This is a genomic window from Bacillus sp. EB600, assembly GCF_024494385.1.
In the GTDB taxonomy this organism is placed as follows: domain Bacteria; phylum Bacillota; class Bacilli; order Bacillales; family Cytobacillaceae; genus JAEVLT01.
This window is the reverse complement of the sequence record NZ_JAEVLT010000030.1, coordinates 1-14,511: the sequence shown is the minus strand read 5'-3', so window position 1 is coordinate 14,511 and position 14,511 is coordinate 1. Positions and strand designations below refer to the sequence as shown.

Here is a 14,511-nt window from a genome sequence, read left to right as displayed (position 1 = left end):
TTAGATGGGTCATAACTTTTTTTAAATGGTTCATAAATATGCAAAATGGCTCATAATCCAATTTTGTGTTTTGAGTATGGGAAAAATTTACTTGTAAAGAGCTGTTCGGGCGAGGGCACGATAGAAATGGGAGGTGTAAGCTTTGAAGAAGTGGTTACTTTTTTCATTTTTAACGCTGCTGTTCGTGAGCGGCTGCGAGGGAACCAATGATACGAATAATACAGCAACCTATGATTTGCGCAAAGACAAGAGCGCCCCGCAATATATGTCAAATCGTTCAGTGGGACGCGATCAAAATCATTTAGTTGAGCAGGACATTACCAATCAAAATCCTAATTTCCTTGATTTAAACCGGACAGGTAATGGAACTGAGCAAGGTGGTAACAATACAGGAATAGATGTTGATAAAGCACGTCAGGTTGTAGCACTGACAAAAGAATTTAGACCAGGCTCCGTCTGGATTAACGGCGACCGGATGTGGGTGACGGTTTATAAAAAGGGAATGTTGACGAATAAAGAAAGGGTGGATGCTCAAGCACGCATCCACAAAAAATTAATTACCGCACTCCCGCGCTACGAAATTGAAGTAAAAGTTCGCGAAGATAGAAGATAAAGGAATAGCGCGAAATACGAAATACGGATAGGTAGTCAAAAGAGCCGGATAAAAAGTGCAAACACACAGATAAAACGTAAAATGAGCCGGATAAATGGTATCCGGCTTGTATTTTATTTTGGAATAGCGCGAAATGTGAACAAGATACGGATAAATGAAAGGAAGAGACAGATATATAGCCGAAAGTGCGGATAAATCAAAATCAAGGATTCAACTCCGAATCAACCAATAAACGCCACCTTTATAATATGGAAGAAACTTGAAAAATTATTTTTTTACAGAGAAGGTTGGTTTTGACGGTACTTTTCACCTATACTATAATAGAATGGTATGGACTAAATTTGAGGTGAATAACTGTGTTTGATCGTCTTCAATCTGTAGAGGATCGTTATGAGAGGCTAAATGAGCTTTTGAGCGATCCAGAGATTATTAATGATTCAAAAAAACTGCGTGAATATTCAAAGGAACAATCAGATATACAAGCTACTGTTATGACATATCGCCAATATAAAGAGGTGCGCGAGCAGCTTCAGGATGCAAAGGCAATGCTTGATGAAAAGCTCGATGCCGAAATGCGTGAAATGGTGAAAGAAGAAGTTAATGACCTTGAAGCACAAATAGAAGAATTAGAAGAACGGATGCGGATCCTGCTGGTTCCGAAGGATCCGAATGATGACAAAAACGTTATCTTCGAAATTCGCGGTGCAGCCGGCGGGGACGAAGCGGCCTTGTTTGCTGGCGACCTCTATCGCATGTACACTCGCTATGCGGAAGCACAGGGCTGGAAAATGGAACTCATTGATGCCAGTCCAACCGGTCTTGGCGGCTTCAAAGAAATTATTTTTATGATCAACGGTACTGGAGCCTATTCAAAATTAAAATATGAAAATGGCGCGCACCGTGTTCAGCGTGTTCCGGAAACAGAATCAGGCGGACGGATTCATACATCGACCGCAACCGTTGCCTGCTTACCGGAAGCGGAAGAAGTGGAAGTGGAGATCCATGATAAAGATATTCGCTTCGATGCGTATGCTTCAACCGGTGCCGGTGGACAAAGTGTTAACACGACGATGTCAGCCGTTCGGTTAACGCATATTCCGACCGGAATCGTTGTTACCTGCCAGGATGAAAAATCCCAGCATAAGAACAAGGACAAAGCGATGAAGGTTCTGCGTGCGCGTGTATATGATAAGTTTCAGCAGGAAGCCCAGGCTGAATATGATCAACAGCGAAAATCTGCTGTTGGAACCGGCGATCGTTCGGAACGGATTCGTACGTACAACTTCCCGCAAAACCGCGTGACCGACCACCGGATCGGCTTAACGCTGCAAAAGCTTGATATTATTTTAGGAGGCAAGCTTGACGAGATCATCGATGCGCTAATCCTCGAGGATCAATCACGCAAGCTTGAAAATGCATCTAATGAGTAAAAAAATCTTCGAAGCTCTGCAATGGGCTTCTTCTTTTTTAGAAAAAGCAAATCGCGATCAAAACGCGGGTGAACTCCTGCTCCGCCATTTTACCGGAATGTCGCGAACCCATCTCTACGCCAACGTTCGTGAAACATTAGAACCGTCCCTGTGTCATCGTTTTGAAAAAGCAATTCATGAACACGTTCGGGGAGTGCCGATTCAATATATCATCGGCTCGGAGGAATTTTACGGGCGCACTTTTATTGTTAATGAGTCTGTACTCATCCCCCGGCCGGAAACGGAGGAACTGGTGCTTGGAATACTAAAGAGAATCAACAAGAAGTTCGGCGCCGGACAAACGCTTGATGTTATTGATGTGGGGACTGGAAGCGGAGCGATTGCGACTAGCTTGAAGCTTGAGAATCCATCTTTACAGCTGACGGCAACTGATATTGCGGAAGATTCGCTTCTTGTGGCAAAAGCAAATGCGGATCGACTGGGGGCGTTAATCGACTTTTTCCAAGGGGATCTTTTAAAACCGATGATTGCCCAGCAGCGCAAGTTTGATGTGGTAGTCTCAAATCCGCCGTACATTCCACTTGGAGATCAGGCGTGGATGTCGGAGGTTGTGACGGAGCATGAGCCGCACCGAGCGTTATTTGCAGGCGAGGATGGGCTTGATTTTTACAGGAGATTTATGGAGGAGCTGCCGCTTGTATTGAAGCCTCGAGCATTGGTTGGCTTTGAAATTGGGGCTGGTCAGGGCGAAGCAGTGGCGGAGCTTTTGCAAAAAACATTCCCGAGCGCGTTGGTTGAGATCGTCAATGATATAAATGGGAAGGACCGGATGGTGTTTGCGGAGCTTTAACAGGAGTCGTGTACTGAAAAAATATTCGCAGTTCACGACTCTTAATGTTTCTAGTTTTTTTTCATTTTAGTAGTTTAAGATACTGGCATCTTGTCCACAATGAGGATATCGAAGGGACGGTGCCAGGAATGAGAAAAAAAACAATCGTTTGGGCTTATTTACTCATATTATCATTAGGAACAATCCTAAGTTTATATATACCAAAAAATGAGGTTGCCGCAAAGGATGCGATTGTCATTCCGGGCCAGGCGATCCGGCTGCGGATTCTTGCCAACAGTGATCTAGATGCAGACCAGGCTTTAAAAAGAAAGGTCCGCGACGCGGTTAACGAAAAGATAGCAGTTTGGGTCCAGGATTTAACGTCGATTACGGAAGCACGCAAAGTAATCAAATCGAAGCTCCCCGAGATTCAAGCTACGGCAGAGGCAGTCGTGAAACAAGAGGGATCGAAGCAAGCGGTCAATGTGAAGTTCGGCAAGGTTCAGTTTCCGACCAAATTATATGGACAATTCTTATATCCAGCAGGGTACTATGAAGCGATTTTGATTACATTGGGCGAGGGTAAAGGGGCCAATTGGTGGTGTGTGCTCTTTCCACCGTTATGCTTTCTTGATTTTTCAAATGGGATTGCAGTAAGCAAAGGCTTTGAGGATAAAAAGGCTCAAGCGGCTACAAAGGTCGAGCCTGTGGAAAAAGTAAAAAGTGATTCGGATACGGAGGATTTGGCTGGGCCGAAGGTAAAGACAAATGCTGAAACGAGCACAGATCCTGGGAAAAAGGTTAAGGATGAAACGAGCACAGATCCTGAGAAACAGGCTAAGGATGTAGTCGAGTCAGCACCAAATTCCAATGATGAGGAATCTGAAATAGCAAGTTCGGAGGAAACAGTAAAGTCTGATTCAAAGCAGGTAGTAGCTAAAGGAGTTCAGAAACAGGTGCAATCAGTAGAAGTAGCAGCGCTTGACACGACGGAGAAGGAGTCCAATTCAAAACACGAAGGGACAAAATCGCAAACAAAGCAGGCACCTGTGTATACCACCGATGACGAAGAACCGGTGAAAGTGAAATTTTTCGTGGTAGAATTATGGAATAAGATTTTTTAACGAGGACCCTTTCAAACAAAGGGTTCTTTTTTTATCGTCTAGCTTCGACGCACAGGAAGTGCTAGTGCCGCAGGACAGTCGGCAAGCGCCCTTTTAGCGACTAATGTACGTCGCTAAAAGGGCGCTTGCGTTTATGTTATTCTAGTAAAAAATAAGTGCGGGTCCTCTAAGTTTATCCGCCAAGTTCACATTTGCCGGTCTATTTTCTCTATCAGCTCATAGGAATAGAAATAGAATCAATTATAACGAAATGAGGTGCAGGCAATGATACGCCGGGCAAATGGTGACGATTTAGTGAGTTTAAAGGCATTTCTAGCGAAGGCGGGACTAGGAACGCAAGGGCTGACAGAGGAAACGGCCGGGTATTTTTTAGTGATTGAAAATGAGGACCGAACATTGAGAGGGACATTAGGAATTGAGCCGTTTAAGGAGAACGGGCTGCTGCGCTCGTTGGTTGTCACATCGGGGCAGGCAGAAAGTGATATTTACCTGCTTTTTCAGCATGCGTTTCTGCTCGCAAAGGAGCTAGGGATTGTTACTTTATTTTTAGCAACAAATAAGAATGGTACAGTGCAGTTTTTGCAAATACTAGGGTTTCAAGTTGTGGATAAGACCGAGCTCCCACAGGAGTTATCCCAATCCGCACACATTAATCACATTATGAGTGTGGATAACTCAATATTTTTTAAATTTTCATTATAATTGTGGATATATCCACAAAGTTATCCACTGTTTTAATAATGTTATGCACAATTTGTGGATAACACTTGTTTTTTAAGCTGGGTTCTTTTATACTTTCAAACGTAATGAAGTAAAAAACTAAGCAAAACTGCCTAGTTTCGGCAAATTTCGCTAAATAGTTTTTTATTGGGGATAAAGGTGAAAAAATGATTACAAATGTCTGGAAAGTGGATAAGTATGTGGATAACCTAGGAAATAATCCACAGATTGTGGATGCAGCAGATCTTTTAAGGCAAAATGAAGTGGTTGCACTGCCAACAGAGACCGTGTATGGCCTAGGGGGAAACGCGAAAAATGACGAGGCTGTGTCGAAAATATTTGCAGCAAAGGGAAGACCTGTGGATAATCCGTTGATTATTCACATTGCGGACCAAAATCAGCTATGTGAGTTTGTTGACGAGGTTCCGGAGAAGGCGTCTTTGTTGATGGAAAGATTTTGGCCGGGACCATTAACGATTATTTTTAAAATAAAAAGCGGCGTTCTTTCGGAGAAAGCAACGGCTGGTCTGGGAACGGTCGGTGTCCGGATGCCCGATCACCCGGTTGCGCTTGCGCTGTTAAAAGCATCAGGCTTACCGATTGCGGCTCCTAGTGCGAACAGTTCGGGTAAGCCAAGCCCGACAACAGCCGAGCATGTAATCGAAGACCTCGAGGGGAAAATCGCCGGAATCGTTGACGGTGGGCCAACAGGGGTTGGCGTCGAATCAACGGTGCTTGATTGTACCGAAGCAATCCCGGTTATTTTAAGGCCGGGAGCGGTTACTAAGGAGCAGCTTGAAAAAGTAGTCGGTGAGGTAAGGGAGGACCGGGCCTTAACGGAAACGGATGTTAAGCCGAAGGCACCGGGGATGAAATACACCCATTACGCCCCGAATGCTCCTCTCTATATGGTATCTGGAAGCCACTCCTTCCTGCAAAAACTAGTCAGTGAAAAACAGCGTGAGGGCTTACGTGTCGGCGTACTGGCCACCGAGGAAAGTGCCAGTGACTATCAGGCGGATATCGTGCTTGCCTGCGGAAAAAGAGGCGATCTGGAGACAGTCGCCGCCGCATTGTTCGGCGTACTGCGTGATTTTAACCATGAACGTGTTGACATTATTTTTAGTGAAATGTTTCCCAATACCGGCGTCGGACATGCAATCATGAACCGCCTCCAGAAGTCGGCCGGGAATAAACTGATCACGGAGTAGGTCAAGCTATACGCTTTTTTGGAAAAATAAACAGTCTGCTTCTAAACCCGCTTGGACGCGCATAAGTTGAAGTAGCAAGTCCAAGGGGGAGAACGGCCGAATGTCAGCATTAATGGGAGAATTTATTACGCTATTGATTATGGCGTTTGCACTTGGAATGGATGCATTTTCAGTAGGACTTGGCATGGGAATGTACAAGTTACGACTAAGGCAGATTTTTAAAATTGGCATTACGATCGGTTTATTCCATGTGTGGATGCCGCTTGTCGGAATGGCGGCCGGCAAGCTTTTGTCTGAAAAATTTGGAACCATTGCCAGCTTTTTAGGCGGCCTCTTGCTTATCCTTTTAGGTTTGCAAATGGTCTGGTCCAGCTTGAAAAAGAACGATGAAAAGGTCATAACCCCTGTGGGCTTTGGTTTGTTTTTGTTTGCCTTTAGCGTCAGTGTTGACAGTCTTTCAGTCGGGCTCACATTGGGGATTTACCGAGCGAAGGTGATTATGGCGGTTTTGTGCTTTGGCGTTGTGGCAATGGTGATGACCTGGAGCGGCCTGCTGGTCGGCAGGAAGGTCCAAAGCTGGATGGGTGCTTATAGCGAAGCGCTGGGGGGCAGCATTCTGCTCGCATTTGGCCTCAAATTGCTGCTGCCTTTTTGATTTACTTAGACTGGCGGAAAAAAGGTAAGTTTGATGAATACATCTAGATTAGCGGAAAAAATGCTGGCAGAATTCATTAATTTTTGCTGGAATTAAGATGAAAACTGGCGGAATTCCGAATCCAGAAGAAGGGCCATCCTATTATCAGGATGCCTTTTTTAGTCTACTTTGAACGTTCTTTTTCAAAAACATTAAAAAAATATTCGAACATTTCCAGGCGGCTATTGGATTCGGAAAAATATAATTTATAATGAAGAAAAGGGGGGTAAACTTCAATGCAGCGCATATTGTTTGTTTGTACGGGAAATACATGCAGAAGCCCAATGGCCGAAGCGATTTTGAAAAACAAAAACATTGACGGGGTCGAGGCTAAGTCCTCCGGTATTTTTGCAATAAACGGCGGCGATGCTTCAACAAATGCAAAGCAGGTTCTAGTCGAAAATAAGATCGAGCACCAGCACCAATCCAATTCATTAACCCATAAAGAGGTGGAATGGGCGACATTGATTTTAACAATGACATCCTCCCATAAAGCAGCAATTGCTGCAAATTTTCCAGCAGCAGCTCAAAAAACCTTTACACTTAAGGAATTTATTGGGGAAGATGTGGATGGGGATGTGAGTGATCCGTTTGGCGGCGACATCAATAGCTATCGAGATACGTTTAATGAGTTAGAAAAATTAATTGATGCAGCTATTATACGTTTGAAGGAAAAACCATCCACTTAAGCGTGGGTGGCAGCATTATAAAGAGGTGTAAGTAAGTGGAAAGAAAGCAAAGGTATAAATTTAGCTTAAAAAGGAAGCTCGTCCTGTTTACGGTCATCTTAGCGGCAATTACATACACGGCAAGTGCAATCTTTATTTATGTTGTTTATCCATTTGTAAAAAACTATATTGATCAAATGACATACATGACTGTGGTCTTACTGCTTGGCGTCATTTGGTCGGGAATTTTGGCTTTCGTTGCGGCAGGATTCATCGTTAAACCACTGAAAATAATCGAAGCTGGCGCCTTGAAAGCAGCAGACGGGCAAATTTGTGAGGATGTGATCACACCAGAATCTGATGATGAAATACGTTCGCTTGGTGTGGCCTTTAACCATATGCTGTCAGGGATGCGAGCAATGGTTTCACAAATCCAGGAGAATTTCCAAGAAACCGATGAAAAGGTTGTATCGATAACGGAAATGTCCGAGCAGGCTGCCCGCCAGGCAGAAATAGTCTCGAGAACCATTAGCGAAATTGCGATGGGTGCTGATAGTTCGGCATCCTCTGTCCTAACCATGGTGGAATCAATTGAAGAAGTAACACAAATCGCCAAGGAGGTTCAAGCAAAAGCGCAAGCCTCAGAAAGCGTTTCATCCAATATGGTTCAAGAACTGAAGCTTTCAAAGGATGCGATTCAATCGTTAGTTTCCGGGATGGAGCGGACAGTAACCGATAATCGCGAGTCAATGGATACGGTTAAGCGGTTAGAAACGAACGCTGCCAAGGTTGAACAAATTATCCAGCTTGTTGGCGACATTGCCAGCCAAACGAATTTGCTGGCACTGAATGCTTCAATTGAAGCAGCCCGGGCCGGTGAGCATGGCAAAGGCTTTGCTGTGGTTGCGAAGGAAGTCCGCAAGCTCGCAGATGAAAGCTCGAAGGCAGTACAAGGAATTTCTGAGTTAATCAAAAATATTCAAATGGAAGTCCATAATGTTGTCCAGCAAATGGAAGCTCAGGTGGAGCGAGCCAATAATGAGGCCGAAAAAGGCAATAAAACGAACGATGTAATTGAAGGAATGACAGCAGCAATTCACAACATGGAAGAAATGGTCAAATCGATCACCGAGCTTGTTAATCGGCAAATGGACAGTATCGAACATGCTTCCACCCAATCCCAAGAAGTGGCGGCCATTGCTGAACAAACCTCTGCCGGGGCCCAAGAAGTGGCGGCCTCAACGACAGACCAGGTACGGGTAATCGACGGAGTAGAGAACTTAGCATTAGAGTTGAAGGATCAAGCTGAGAAGTTGAAAGAAACGATTAAGCGGTTTTCAATTTGAAAAGAAAAAAAGGTATAATTCCCTCAATAATAGGGTATTATACCTTTCTTTTCATGAACTATGTTAAAGCTCCAATTAATGATTTTACCACCCTGTTGATTGGAGCGGAAAGGCGCGAAGACTCCTCGAAAATGCTAACGCATTTTCTTCGTGCGTGGGCGATTTCAAGGATGCCAATTCAATGTCCTGCGGGAGACCCCATAGGCGCGATAGCGCCGAGGAGGCTCCCGGACCGCCCGCGAACCGCTCGCGCCTGGAGCGTAAATCGACAGGCAAGTTTCAAAGAACCCATACATTTAAGGGGACTTTTTCAGAGTTTCCAAGTTCTTTTTTAATGGCAGATTTAATAATTCCCGTCATAAGGGGCTAATGGAATATAGTTTCTATTTTCCAATCTTTGAAGCCGCTCATCTAATCTTTGAACTCTGTGTTGAAGTTGATCAATCTCCTTTTCCTGTCGTTCATTTTGCCTTTCAAGCAGATTCACTCTGCGTTCAAGCTGCCGCCATTGTGGTAATTTTAGTAGTTGCGTTAGTTGTTGTCTGTTGGGATCATATTGCTCTTGTTGTACAAATGGAGTGTAGTGCTCCTGTTGTACATATGGATAGTGTTGTTCCTGTTGTACATACGGAGTGAACTGTTCATGTTGAACAAATGGAGTGCTTTCATACATAATTTGTGGATTTTGATAATTTCCATATGGATACATTGGGCATTTCTCCTTTTGGGTAATTTCCCTATAGAGTATGTAGGCATATTCGGTGTGAAACGGCGAATGCCCAAAGAATACCTTTTAAAGCTCAATTCGTAACAATCACAAAATTGAAAAGGCCTTCATTAATTAGAATTTAGAACCAAAAATTCTGAAAGCCTCATTTACTGCCGACTTATCAGTAAGTTAAGTTTTCTTTATAATTTTTTCAGAGTGTGTCAAAATAAACATAGGATACATATGAGGAGGAAATAGTATGAAAGTAGCGTTGGCTTCAGACCATGGTGGAGTAAATATTCGAAAAGAAATTGCTGGTTTGCTTGAGGAGCTTGGGATTGAGTATGTTGATTTTGGCTGCGATTGCAGCACATCTGTTGACTATCCGGATTATGCCCTTCCTGCCGCGGAAAAGGTCGCAAACGGCGAATTTGACCGTGCAATTTTAATTTGCGGAACAGGAATTGGAATGTGCATAGCCGCTAATAAAGTAAAAGGGATCCGCGCTGCCCTTGTCCATGATACATTTAGTGCCAAGGCGACACGCGAGCACAATGACAGCAATGTTTTAACGATGGGTGAGCGTGTCATTGGTCCAGGCTTGGCAAGGGATATTGCAGCGGTTTGGCTGACAGGGGAATTTCAAGGCGGACGCCACGCCAATCGAATTGGAAAAATCACTGATTATGAAAATAAGCATCTTTAAGAGGTGCCTGGCACGGCCCGAATTTTGTCGAAGTTTGGTAGGATGAATATAAGCATCTTTGAAAGGAAGCCTTAATCATGATTGAGGAATGGGAAACACAGCTAGCATCAATCCTGACAGAATTTCAGGAACAAGTATCCTTAAAAAAAGGGCAGCTGCTTGTTGTCGGCTGCAGCACTAGTGAAGTGATTGGTAAAAAAATCGGCACAGCCGGAACAATGGACGTCGCTGAAATGATTTTTCGGCAATGTAAAAAATTTCAGGAAGCAACAGGTGTAGAGCTTGCTTTTCAATGCTGTGAGCACCTTAACAGAGCTCTTGTTGTTGAACGGCGTGTGGCCTCACTTCTCCACTTTGATGAAGTAACGGTTGTTCCGGTACGCAAGGCCGGCGGAGCAATGGCAACATATGCATACCGGCACATGGACGATCCGGCAATGGTCGAATTCATCAAAGCAGATGCCGGTATCGACATCGGTAGTACGTTGATTGGCATGCATCTAAAGCATGTCGCCGTCCCGGTCCGGGTCACACAAAAACAAGTTGGACATGCCTTCGTGACAATGGCAAAAACGCGTCCGAAATTAATCGGCGGGGCCAGAGCTGCTTACGAACTGACCGATGAAAACATGAGCTGCTCCTGATGGTGTGCAAACATGGGCTGTTCGTGATCACGTATAAATAACAGTTGCAAGTTGTTTGGACGGAATGAAATTTTTTCTAATAAAACACGAATGGGACTTAGAAAACTTTAAGAATCATTCGGGGTTAAGGAATAAAATCGGATATATTACCTAAAATAAGCAAGCCGCTATGAAACTGAAAATGGTGCCGCTTACATGTAACAAGTAGTGCTAGCAACAGACTAGTGCTGCTTTTTACTTTCTTTTTAAACAAAGAACATGCTAAAATTAAAAAGAATTTTCAAACAATATGTCGTTTTTTTAGAAATCAAAGGGGGATAATGATGAAGAATTTGGCGAATCAAGACGCGCAGGTTTATCAAGCAATCCAACAAGAATTAGGCCGCCAGCGCGCGAAAATCGAGTTGATTGCATCGGAAAACTTTGTTAGTGAAGCAGTGATGGAAGCACAAGGCTCCGTTTTAACAAATAAATATGCAGAAGGTTATCCAGGGAAACGATACTATGGTGGTTGTGAATACGTCGACATTGTCGAAGATCTAGCTCGCGACCGTGCGAAGCAAATCTTCGGTGCCGAGCATGTTAATGTTCAGCCGCACTCAGGTGCCCAAGCGAACATGGCTGTTTATTTTACAGTCCTCAAACCAGGTGATACGGTTCTCGGCATGAACCTTTCACACGGCGGTCACTTAACACACGGAAGTCCCGTTAACTTTAGCGGTGTGCAATACAACTTTGTTGAGTACGGTGTTGATAAAGAAACACAATACATTGACTATGAAGATGTTTTGGCAAAAGCACGCGAACACAAACCAAAGCTGATCGTGGCCGGTGCCAGCGCTTATCCGCGTGTGATTGACTTTAAACGGTTCCGTGAAATTGCTGACGAGGTAGGAGCACTATTTATGGTTGATATGGCTCATATCGCAGGATTAGTTGCTGCAGGCTTACATCCAAGCCCAGTTCCATACGCCGATTTTGTAACAACAACTACCCACAAAACATTACGCGGTCCTCGCGGCGGAATGATTCTTTGCAAAGAGGAATATGCTAAAGCTATTGATAAATCAATCTTCCCTGGCATCCAAGGCGGGCCGCTTATGCACGTCATTGCCGCCAAAGCCGTTGCTCTTGGCGAAGTACTGCAGGACAGCTTTAAAGCATATGCGCAAAATATTATCAACAACGCAAAACGCTTGGCTGAAGGATTGCAAAAAGAAGGATTAAACCTTGTTTCCGGCGGTACGGATAATCACTTGCTTTTGGTTGACCTGCAATCAATTGGTTTAACCGGTAAGGTTGCTGAACACGTTCTTGATGAAATCGGCATTACTGTTAACAAAAATACGATTCCGTATGATCCACAAAAACCTTTTGTAACAAGCGGAATCCGGATCGGAACAGCTGCAGTTACAAGCCGCGGTTTTGGTTTAGCAGAAATGGATGAAATTGCTTCAATCATTGGGTTTACATTGAAAAATCACGAAGACGAAGCGAAGCTTGCAGAAGCCCGCAGCCGCGTCGAAGCCTTAACAAGCAAATTCACATTATACCCTGAGTATTAAAAGAAAGTGGAAGCGTCTGTTAAGCGACGTAAACTAGCCGCTGGGCGTCGAAGCTGGACAATAATTAAAGTTAACGAATGAATGCCCTTTTTTGAACCGGCCCTTGGAAATGAGGGCCGCTTTCTTTTTTCAGGTTGCTCTTAGCGGTTTTTTTCTGTAAAATTAAGCGCAGTGAGATTTTACGACAAATTTTTTAAAAAACCCATTAAAGGAGAGCGATTCTAGTGGCAAAGGTTTACGTTTTCGATCATCCACTTATTCAGCATAAACTAACATACATACGTGATAAAAATACAGGGACAAAGGATTTCCGCGAGCTTGTTGACGAAGTCGCCACATTGATGGCCTTTGAAATCACCCGCGACATGCAGCTTGAGGACTTTGAAATTGAAACGCCAATCACTACGACTAAAGCAAAGGTACTATCAGGTAAGAAGATCGGCCTTGTTCCGATCCTTCGTGCCGGCATTGGCATGGTCGATGGCATATTAAAGCTGATCCCAGCTGCCAAGGTAGGCCATATCGGCTTATATCGTGACCCGGAAACGTTAAAACCAATAGAATATTACGTGAAGCTCCCAAGCGATGTAGAGGAGAGAGACTTCATCGTCGTTGACCCAATGCTCGCAACCGGCGGATCCGCCATTGCAGCCATTGAATCTTTGAAAAAACGCGGCGCCAAAAATATCAAATTCATGTGCTTAATTGCCGCTCCAGAAGGAGTTAAGGCCCTTGAAACCGCCCATCCAGACGTTGATATCTACATCGCGGCCCTTGATGAAAAATTGAACGACCACGGCTACATCGTTCCTGGTCTTGGCGACGCAGGCGACCGTCTATTCGGAACAAAATAAAAGAAGGTGTAAATGTTGATAAAGGTAATGACCATCTTCGGAACGCGACCGGAAGCCATCAAAATGGCCCCGCTCGTTCTCGAATTACAAAAACAGCCCGAGCATTTTGAATCAATCGTCACCGTCACTGCCCAACATCGTCAAATGCTCGATCAAGTTTTAGCTATTTTTAAAATAAACCCTGACTTCGACCTGAACATTATGAAAGACCGGCAAACACTGATTGACGTCACCACACGCGGTCTTGAGGGACTCGATAAAGTCATGAAAGAGGTCAAACCTGACATCGTTCTCGTTCATGGTGATACGACAACTACGTTTGTCGCCAGTTTAGCGGCATACTATAATCAAATCACTGTCGGGCATGTCGAAGCAGGCTTACGTACCTGGAACAAATACTCGCCGTTCCCAGAAGAAATGAACCGGCAGTTAACAGGTGTCATCGCCGACCTGCACTTTGCGCCGACAGCCGTGTCAGCTGAAAACCTAATGAGAGAAAATAAGCAGAAAGAAGCAATTTTTATCACTGGGAATACAGCGATTGATGCTTTAAAAACAACGGTTAAAGATGAATACCATCACGAAGTTCTTGATAAACTTGGCAATAATCGTTTAATTTTGTTGACTGCGCACCGCCGTGAAAACCTTGGTGAACCAATGCGCCACATGTTCAAGGCGATCAAACGGATTGTAACCGAGCAAAAGGATGTCCAAGTCGTCTATCCAGTTCACTTAAATCCGGTTGTCCGCGAGCTTGCAGCCGAGGTTCTCGGCAACGATCCGCGCATTCATTTAATTGAGCCGCTGGATGTCATCGACTTCCATAATTTTGCTGCCCGTGCCTATTTGATCTTGACTGATTCCGGCGGCGTCCAGGAAGAAGCTCCATCACTAGGCGTTCCGGTGCTCGTACTGCGCGATACCACTGAGCGCCCGGAAGGCATCTCTGCCGGTACGTTAAAGCTGGCCGGTGTCGAAGAGGAGCAGATATACAAACTTGCTACTGAGCTGTTAACGAATCCCGCCGAACACGATAGAATGGCAAAAGCAACCAACCCATACGGGGACGGAAACGCCTCCCATCGCATTACTGAAGCAATTCGCTATTACTTCAAACAGAGTGAAGTAAGGCCGGAGGATTATATACTAGACTGAACCTTTTGGTTCGGTCTATTTTTTTAGCAAAACTGGAGTATGGATTTTACAGAAAAAGGGAAAATGCTCATAACTCCGGGAAAATGGTTCAAACCAGCGGCAAAATGGTTCATAACACCATTGGAATCGTTCATAACGAGAAATCATAGAGCAGCCCTCAGCTAGAAACAGGTAATTCTCTTCTCTGAAAAAGCATCGGAGGAAGGTTTGAAATTTACAGAAAAAGGGAAAATGGTTCACAAC

15 protein-coding genes and 1 pseudogene are annotated in these 14,511 nt (G+C 44.3%); 15 read left to right on the top strand and 1 reads right to left on the bottom strand.

Going from position 1 to position 14,511, the window contains the following annotated elements; all coding sequences use genetic code 11:
- The first annotated feature begins 142 nt into the window (after nucleotides 1-142).
- The 10 genes and pseudogenes from JN080_RS21730 (at nucleotide 143) to JN080_RS21690 (ending at nucleotide 8,635) form a co-directional block, all read left to right on the top strand.
- Complete coding sequence (locus tag JN080_RS21730) at nucleotides 143-613, top strand: hypothetical protein (protein ID WP_256238067.1); 471 nt, start codon at nucleotides 143-145, stop codon at nucleotides 611-613.
- 356 nt (nucleotides 614-969) lie between these two features.
- Nucleotides 970-2,043 (top strand): peptide chain release factor 1, encoded by a 1,074-nt coding sequence (prfA, locus tag JN080_RS21725; RefSeq protein WP_256238066.1) that lies wholly within the window; start codon nucleotides 970-972, stop codon nucleotides 2,041-2,043.
- The gene (prmC, locus tag JN080_RS21720; protein WP_256238065.1) at nucleotides 2,036-2,893 is read left to right on the top strand and encodes a peptide chain release factor N(5)-glutamine methyltransferase; all 858 of its coding nucleotides are present in this window, start codon (nucleotides 2,036-2,038) and stop codon (nucleotides 2,891-2,893) included. Before prfA ends, prmC begins: the two co-directional genes overlap by 8 nt.
- 128 nt (nucleotides 2,894-3,021) lie before the next feature.
- On the top strand, nucleotides 3,022-3,996 hold the full coding sequence (gene spoIIR, locus JN080_RS29700; RefSeq protein ID WP_309144709.1) for a stage II sporulation protein R: 975 nt from the start codon (nucleotides 3,022-3,024) through the stop codon (nucleotides 3,994-3,996).
- A gap of 264 nt (nucleotides 3,997-4,260) precedes the next feature.
- Nucleotides 4,261-4,698, top strand: coding sequence for a GNAT family N-acetyltransferase (locus JN080_RS21710; protein ID WP_256238064.1), 438 nt, complete (start codon nucleotides 4,261-4,263; stop codon nucleotides 4,696-4,698).
- Nucleotides 4,699-4,883: 185 nt separating this feature from the next.
- Nucleotides 4,884-5,927 carry an L-threonylcarbamoyladenylate synthase gene (locus tag JN080_RS21705; protein ID WP_256238063.1) on the top strand — a complete coding sequence of 348 codons (1,044 nt, stop codon included), beginning with the start codon at nucleotides 4,884-4,886 and terminating at the stop codon, nucleotides 5,925-5,927.
- 100 nt (nucleotides 5,928-6,027) lie between these two features.
- Nucleotides 6,028-6,582 carry a manganese efflux pump MntP gene (locus tag JN080_RS21700; RefSeq protein ID WP_256238062.1) on the top strand — a complete coding sequence of 185 codons (555 nt, stop codon included), beginning with the start codon at nucleotides 6,028-6,030 and terminating at the stop codon, nucleotides 6,580-6,582.
- Nucleotides 6,583-6,857: 275 nt separating this feature from the next.
- A complete protein-coding gene (locus tag JN080_RS21695; protein ID WP_256238061.1) occupies nucleotides 6,858-7,310 on the top strand; it encodes a low molecular weight protein arginine phosphatase in 453 nt (150 codons plus the stop codon).
- Between the two features lie 176 nt (nucleotides 7,311-7,486).
- A pseudogene (locus tag JN080_RS30170) lies at nucleotides 7,487-7,687 on the top strand (HAMP domain-containing protein); the annotation flags it as partial.
- Nucleotides 7,688-8,635 (top strand): methyl-accepting chemotaxis protein, encoded by a 948-nt coding sequence (locus JN080_RS21690; protein WP_483861549.1) that lies wholly within the window; start codon nucleotides 7,688-7,690, stop codon nucleotides 8,633-8,635.
- Between the two features lie 343 nt (nucleotides 8,636-8,978).
- On the opposite strand, the gene JN080_RS21685 is transcribed toward JN080_RS21690, so the two are convergent.
- Nucleotides 8,979-9,344, bottom strand: coding sequence for a hypothetical protein (locus JN080_RS21685; protein ID WP_256238059.1), 366 nt, complete (start codon nucleotides 9,342-9,344; stop codon nucleotides 8,979-8,981).
- A 259-nt stretch (nucleotides 9,345-9,603) separates the two neighbouring features.
- Here JN080_RS21685 and rpiB point away from each other — a divergent pair, with 259 nt between their 5' ends.
- From rpiB to wecB, 5 genes are all read left to right on the top strand, one after another.
- Nucleotides 9,604-10,050, top strand: a complete 447-nt coding sequence (gene rpiB, locus JN080_RS21680; RefSeq protein ID WP_256238058.1) for a ribose 5-phosphate isomerase B — start codon at nucleotides 9,604-9,606, stop codon at nucleotides 10,048-10,050.
- A gap of 77 nt (nucleotides 10,051-10,127) precedes the next feature.
- Entirely contained in the window at nucleotides 10,128-10,694 is a 567-nt protein-coding gene (locus tag JN080_RS21675; protein WP_256238057.1) for a TIGR01440 family protein, read from the top strand.
- A gap of 323 nt (nucleotides 10,695-11,017) precedes the next feature.
- Nucleotides 11,018-12,259 (top strand): serine hydroxymethyltransferase, encoded by a 1,242-nt coding sequence (locus JN080_RS21670; protein WP_256238056.1) that lies wholly within the window; start codon nucleotides 11,018-11,020, stop codon nucleotides 12,257-12,259.
- Between the two features lie 224 nt (nucleotides 12,260-12,483).
- Nucleotides 12,484-13,113, top strand: a complete 630-nt coding sequence (gene upp, locus JN080_RS21665) for a uracil phosphoribosyltransferase (RefSeq protein ID WP_256238055.1) — start codon at nucleotides 12,484-12,486, stop codon at nucleotides 13,111-13,113.
- Between the two features lie 12 nt (nucleotides 13,114-13,125).
- Nucleotides 13,126-14,268, top strand: coding sequence for a non-hydrolyzing UDP-N-acetylglucosamine 2-epimerase (wecB, locus tag JN080_RS21660; RefSeq protein WP_305474665.1), 1,143 nt, complete (start codon nucleotides 13,126-13,128; stop codon nucleotides 14,266-14,268).
- Nucleotides 14,269-14,511 lie beyond the last annotated feature (243 nt).

Excerpts from the sequence above, each read along its gene's own strand:
- prmC (WP_256238065.1), top strand. The coding sequence starts at position 2,036 with ATGAGTAAAAAAATCTTCGAAGCTCTGCAATGGGCTTCTTCTTTTTTA.
- spoIIR (WP_309144709.1), top strand. The coding sequence starts at position 3,022 with ATGAGAAAAAAAACAATCGTTTGGGCTTATTTACTCATATTATCATTA.
- JN080_RS21710 (WP_256238064.1), top strand. The coding sequence starts at position 4,261 with ATGATACGCCGGGCAAATGGTGACGATTTAGTGAGTTTAAAGGCATTT.
- JN080_RS21705 (WP_256238063.1), top strand. The coding sequence starts at position 4,884 with ATGATTACAAATGTCTGGAAAGTGGATAAGTATGTGGATAACCTAGGA.
- JN080_RS21700 (WP_256238062.1), top strand. The coding sequence starts at position 6,028 with ATGTCAGCATTAATGGGAGAATTTATTACGCTATTGATTATGGCGTTT.
- JN080_RS21695 (WP_256238061.1), top strand. The coding sequence starts at position 6,858 with ATGCAGCGCATATTGTTTGTTTGTACGGGAAATACATGCAGAAGCCCA.
- JN080_RS21690 (WP_483861549.1), top strand. The coding sequence starts at position 7,688 with ATGCTGTCAGGGATGCGAGCAATGGTTTCACAAATCCAGGAGAATTTC.
- JN080_RS21685 (WP_256238059.1), bottom strand. The coding sequence starts at position 9,344 with ATGTATCCATATGGAAATTATCAAAATCCACAAATTATGTATGAAAGC.
- rpiB (WP_256238058.1), top strand. The coding sequence starts at position 9,604 with ATGAAAGTAGCGTTGGCTTCAGACCATGGTGGAGTAAATATTCGAAAA.
- JN080_RS21675 (WP_256238057.1), top strand. The coding sequence starts at position 10,128 with ATGATTGAGGAATGGGAAACACAGCTAGCATCAATCCTGACAGAATTT.
- JN080_RS21670 (WP_256238056.1), top strand. The coding sequence starts at position 11,018 with ATGAAGAATTTGGCGAATCAAGACGCGCAGGTTTATCAAGCAATCCAA.
- wecB (WP_305474665.1), top strand. The coding sequence starts at position 13,126 with ATGTTGATAAAGGTAATGACCATCTTCGGAACGCGACCGGAAGCCATC.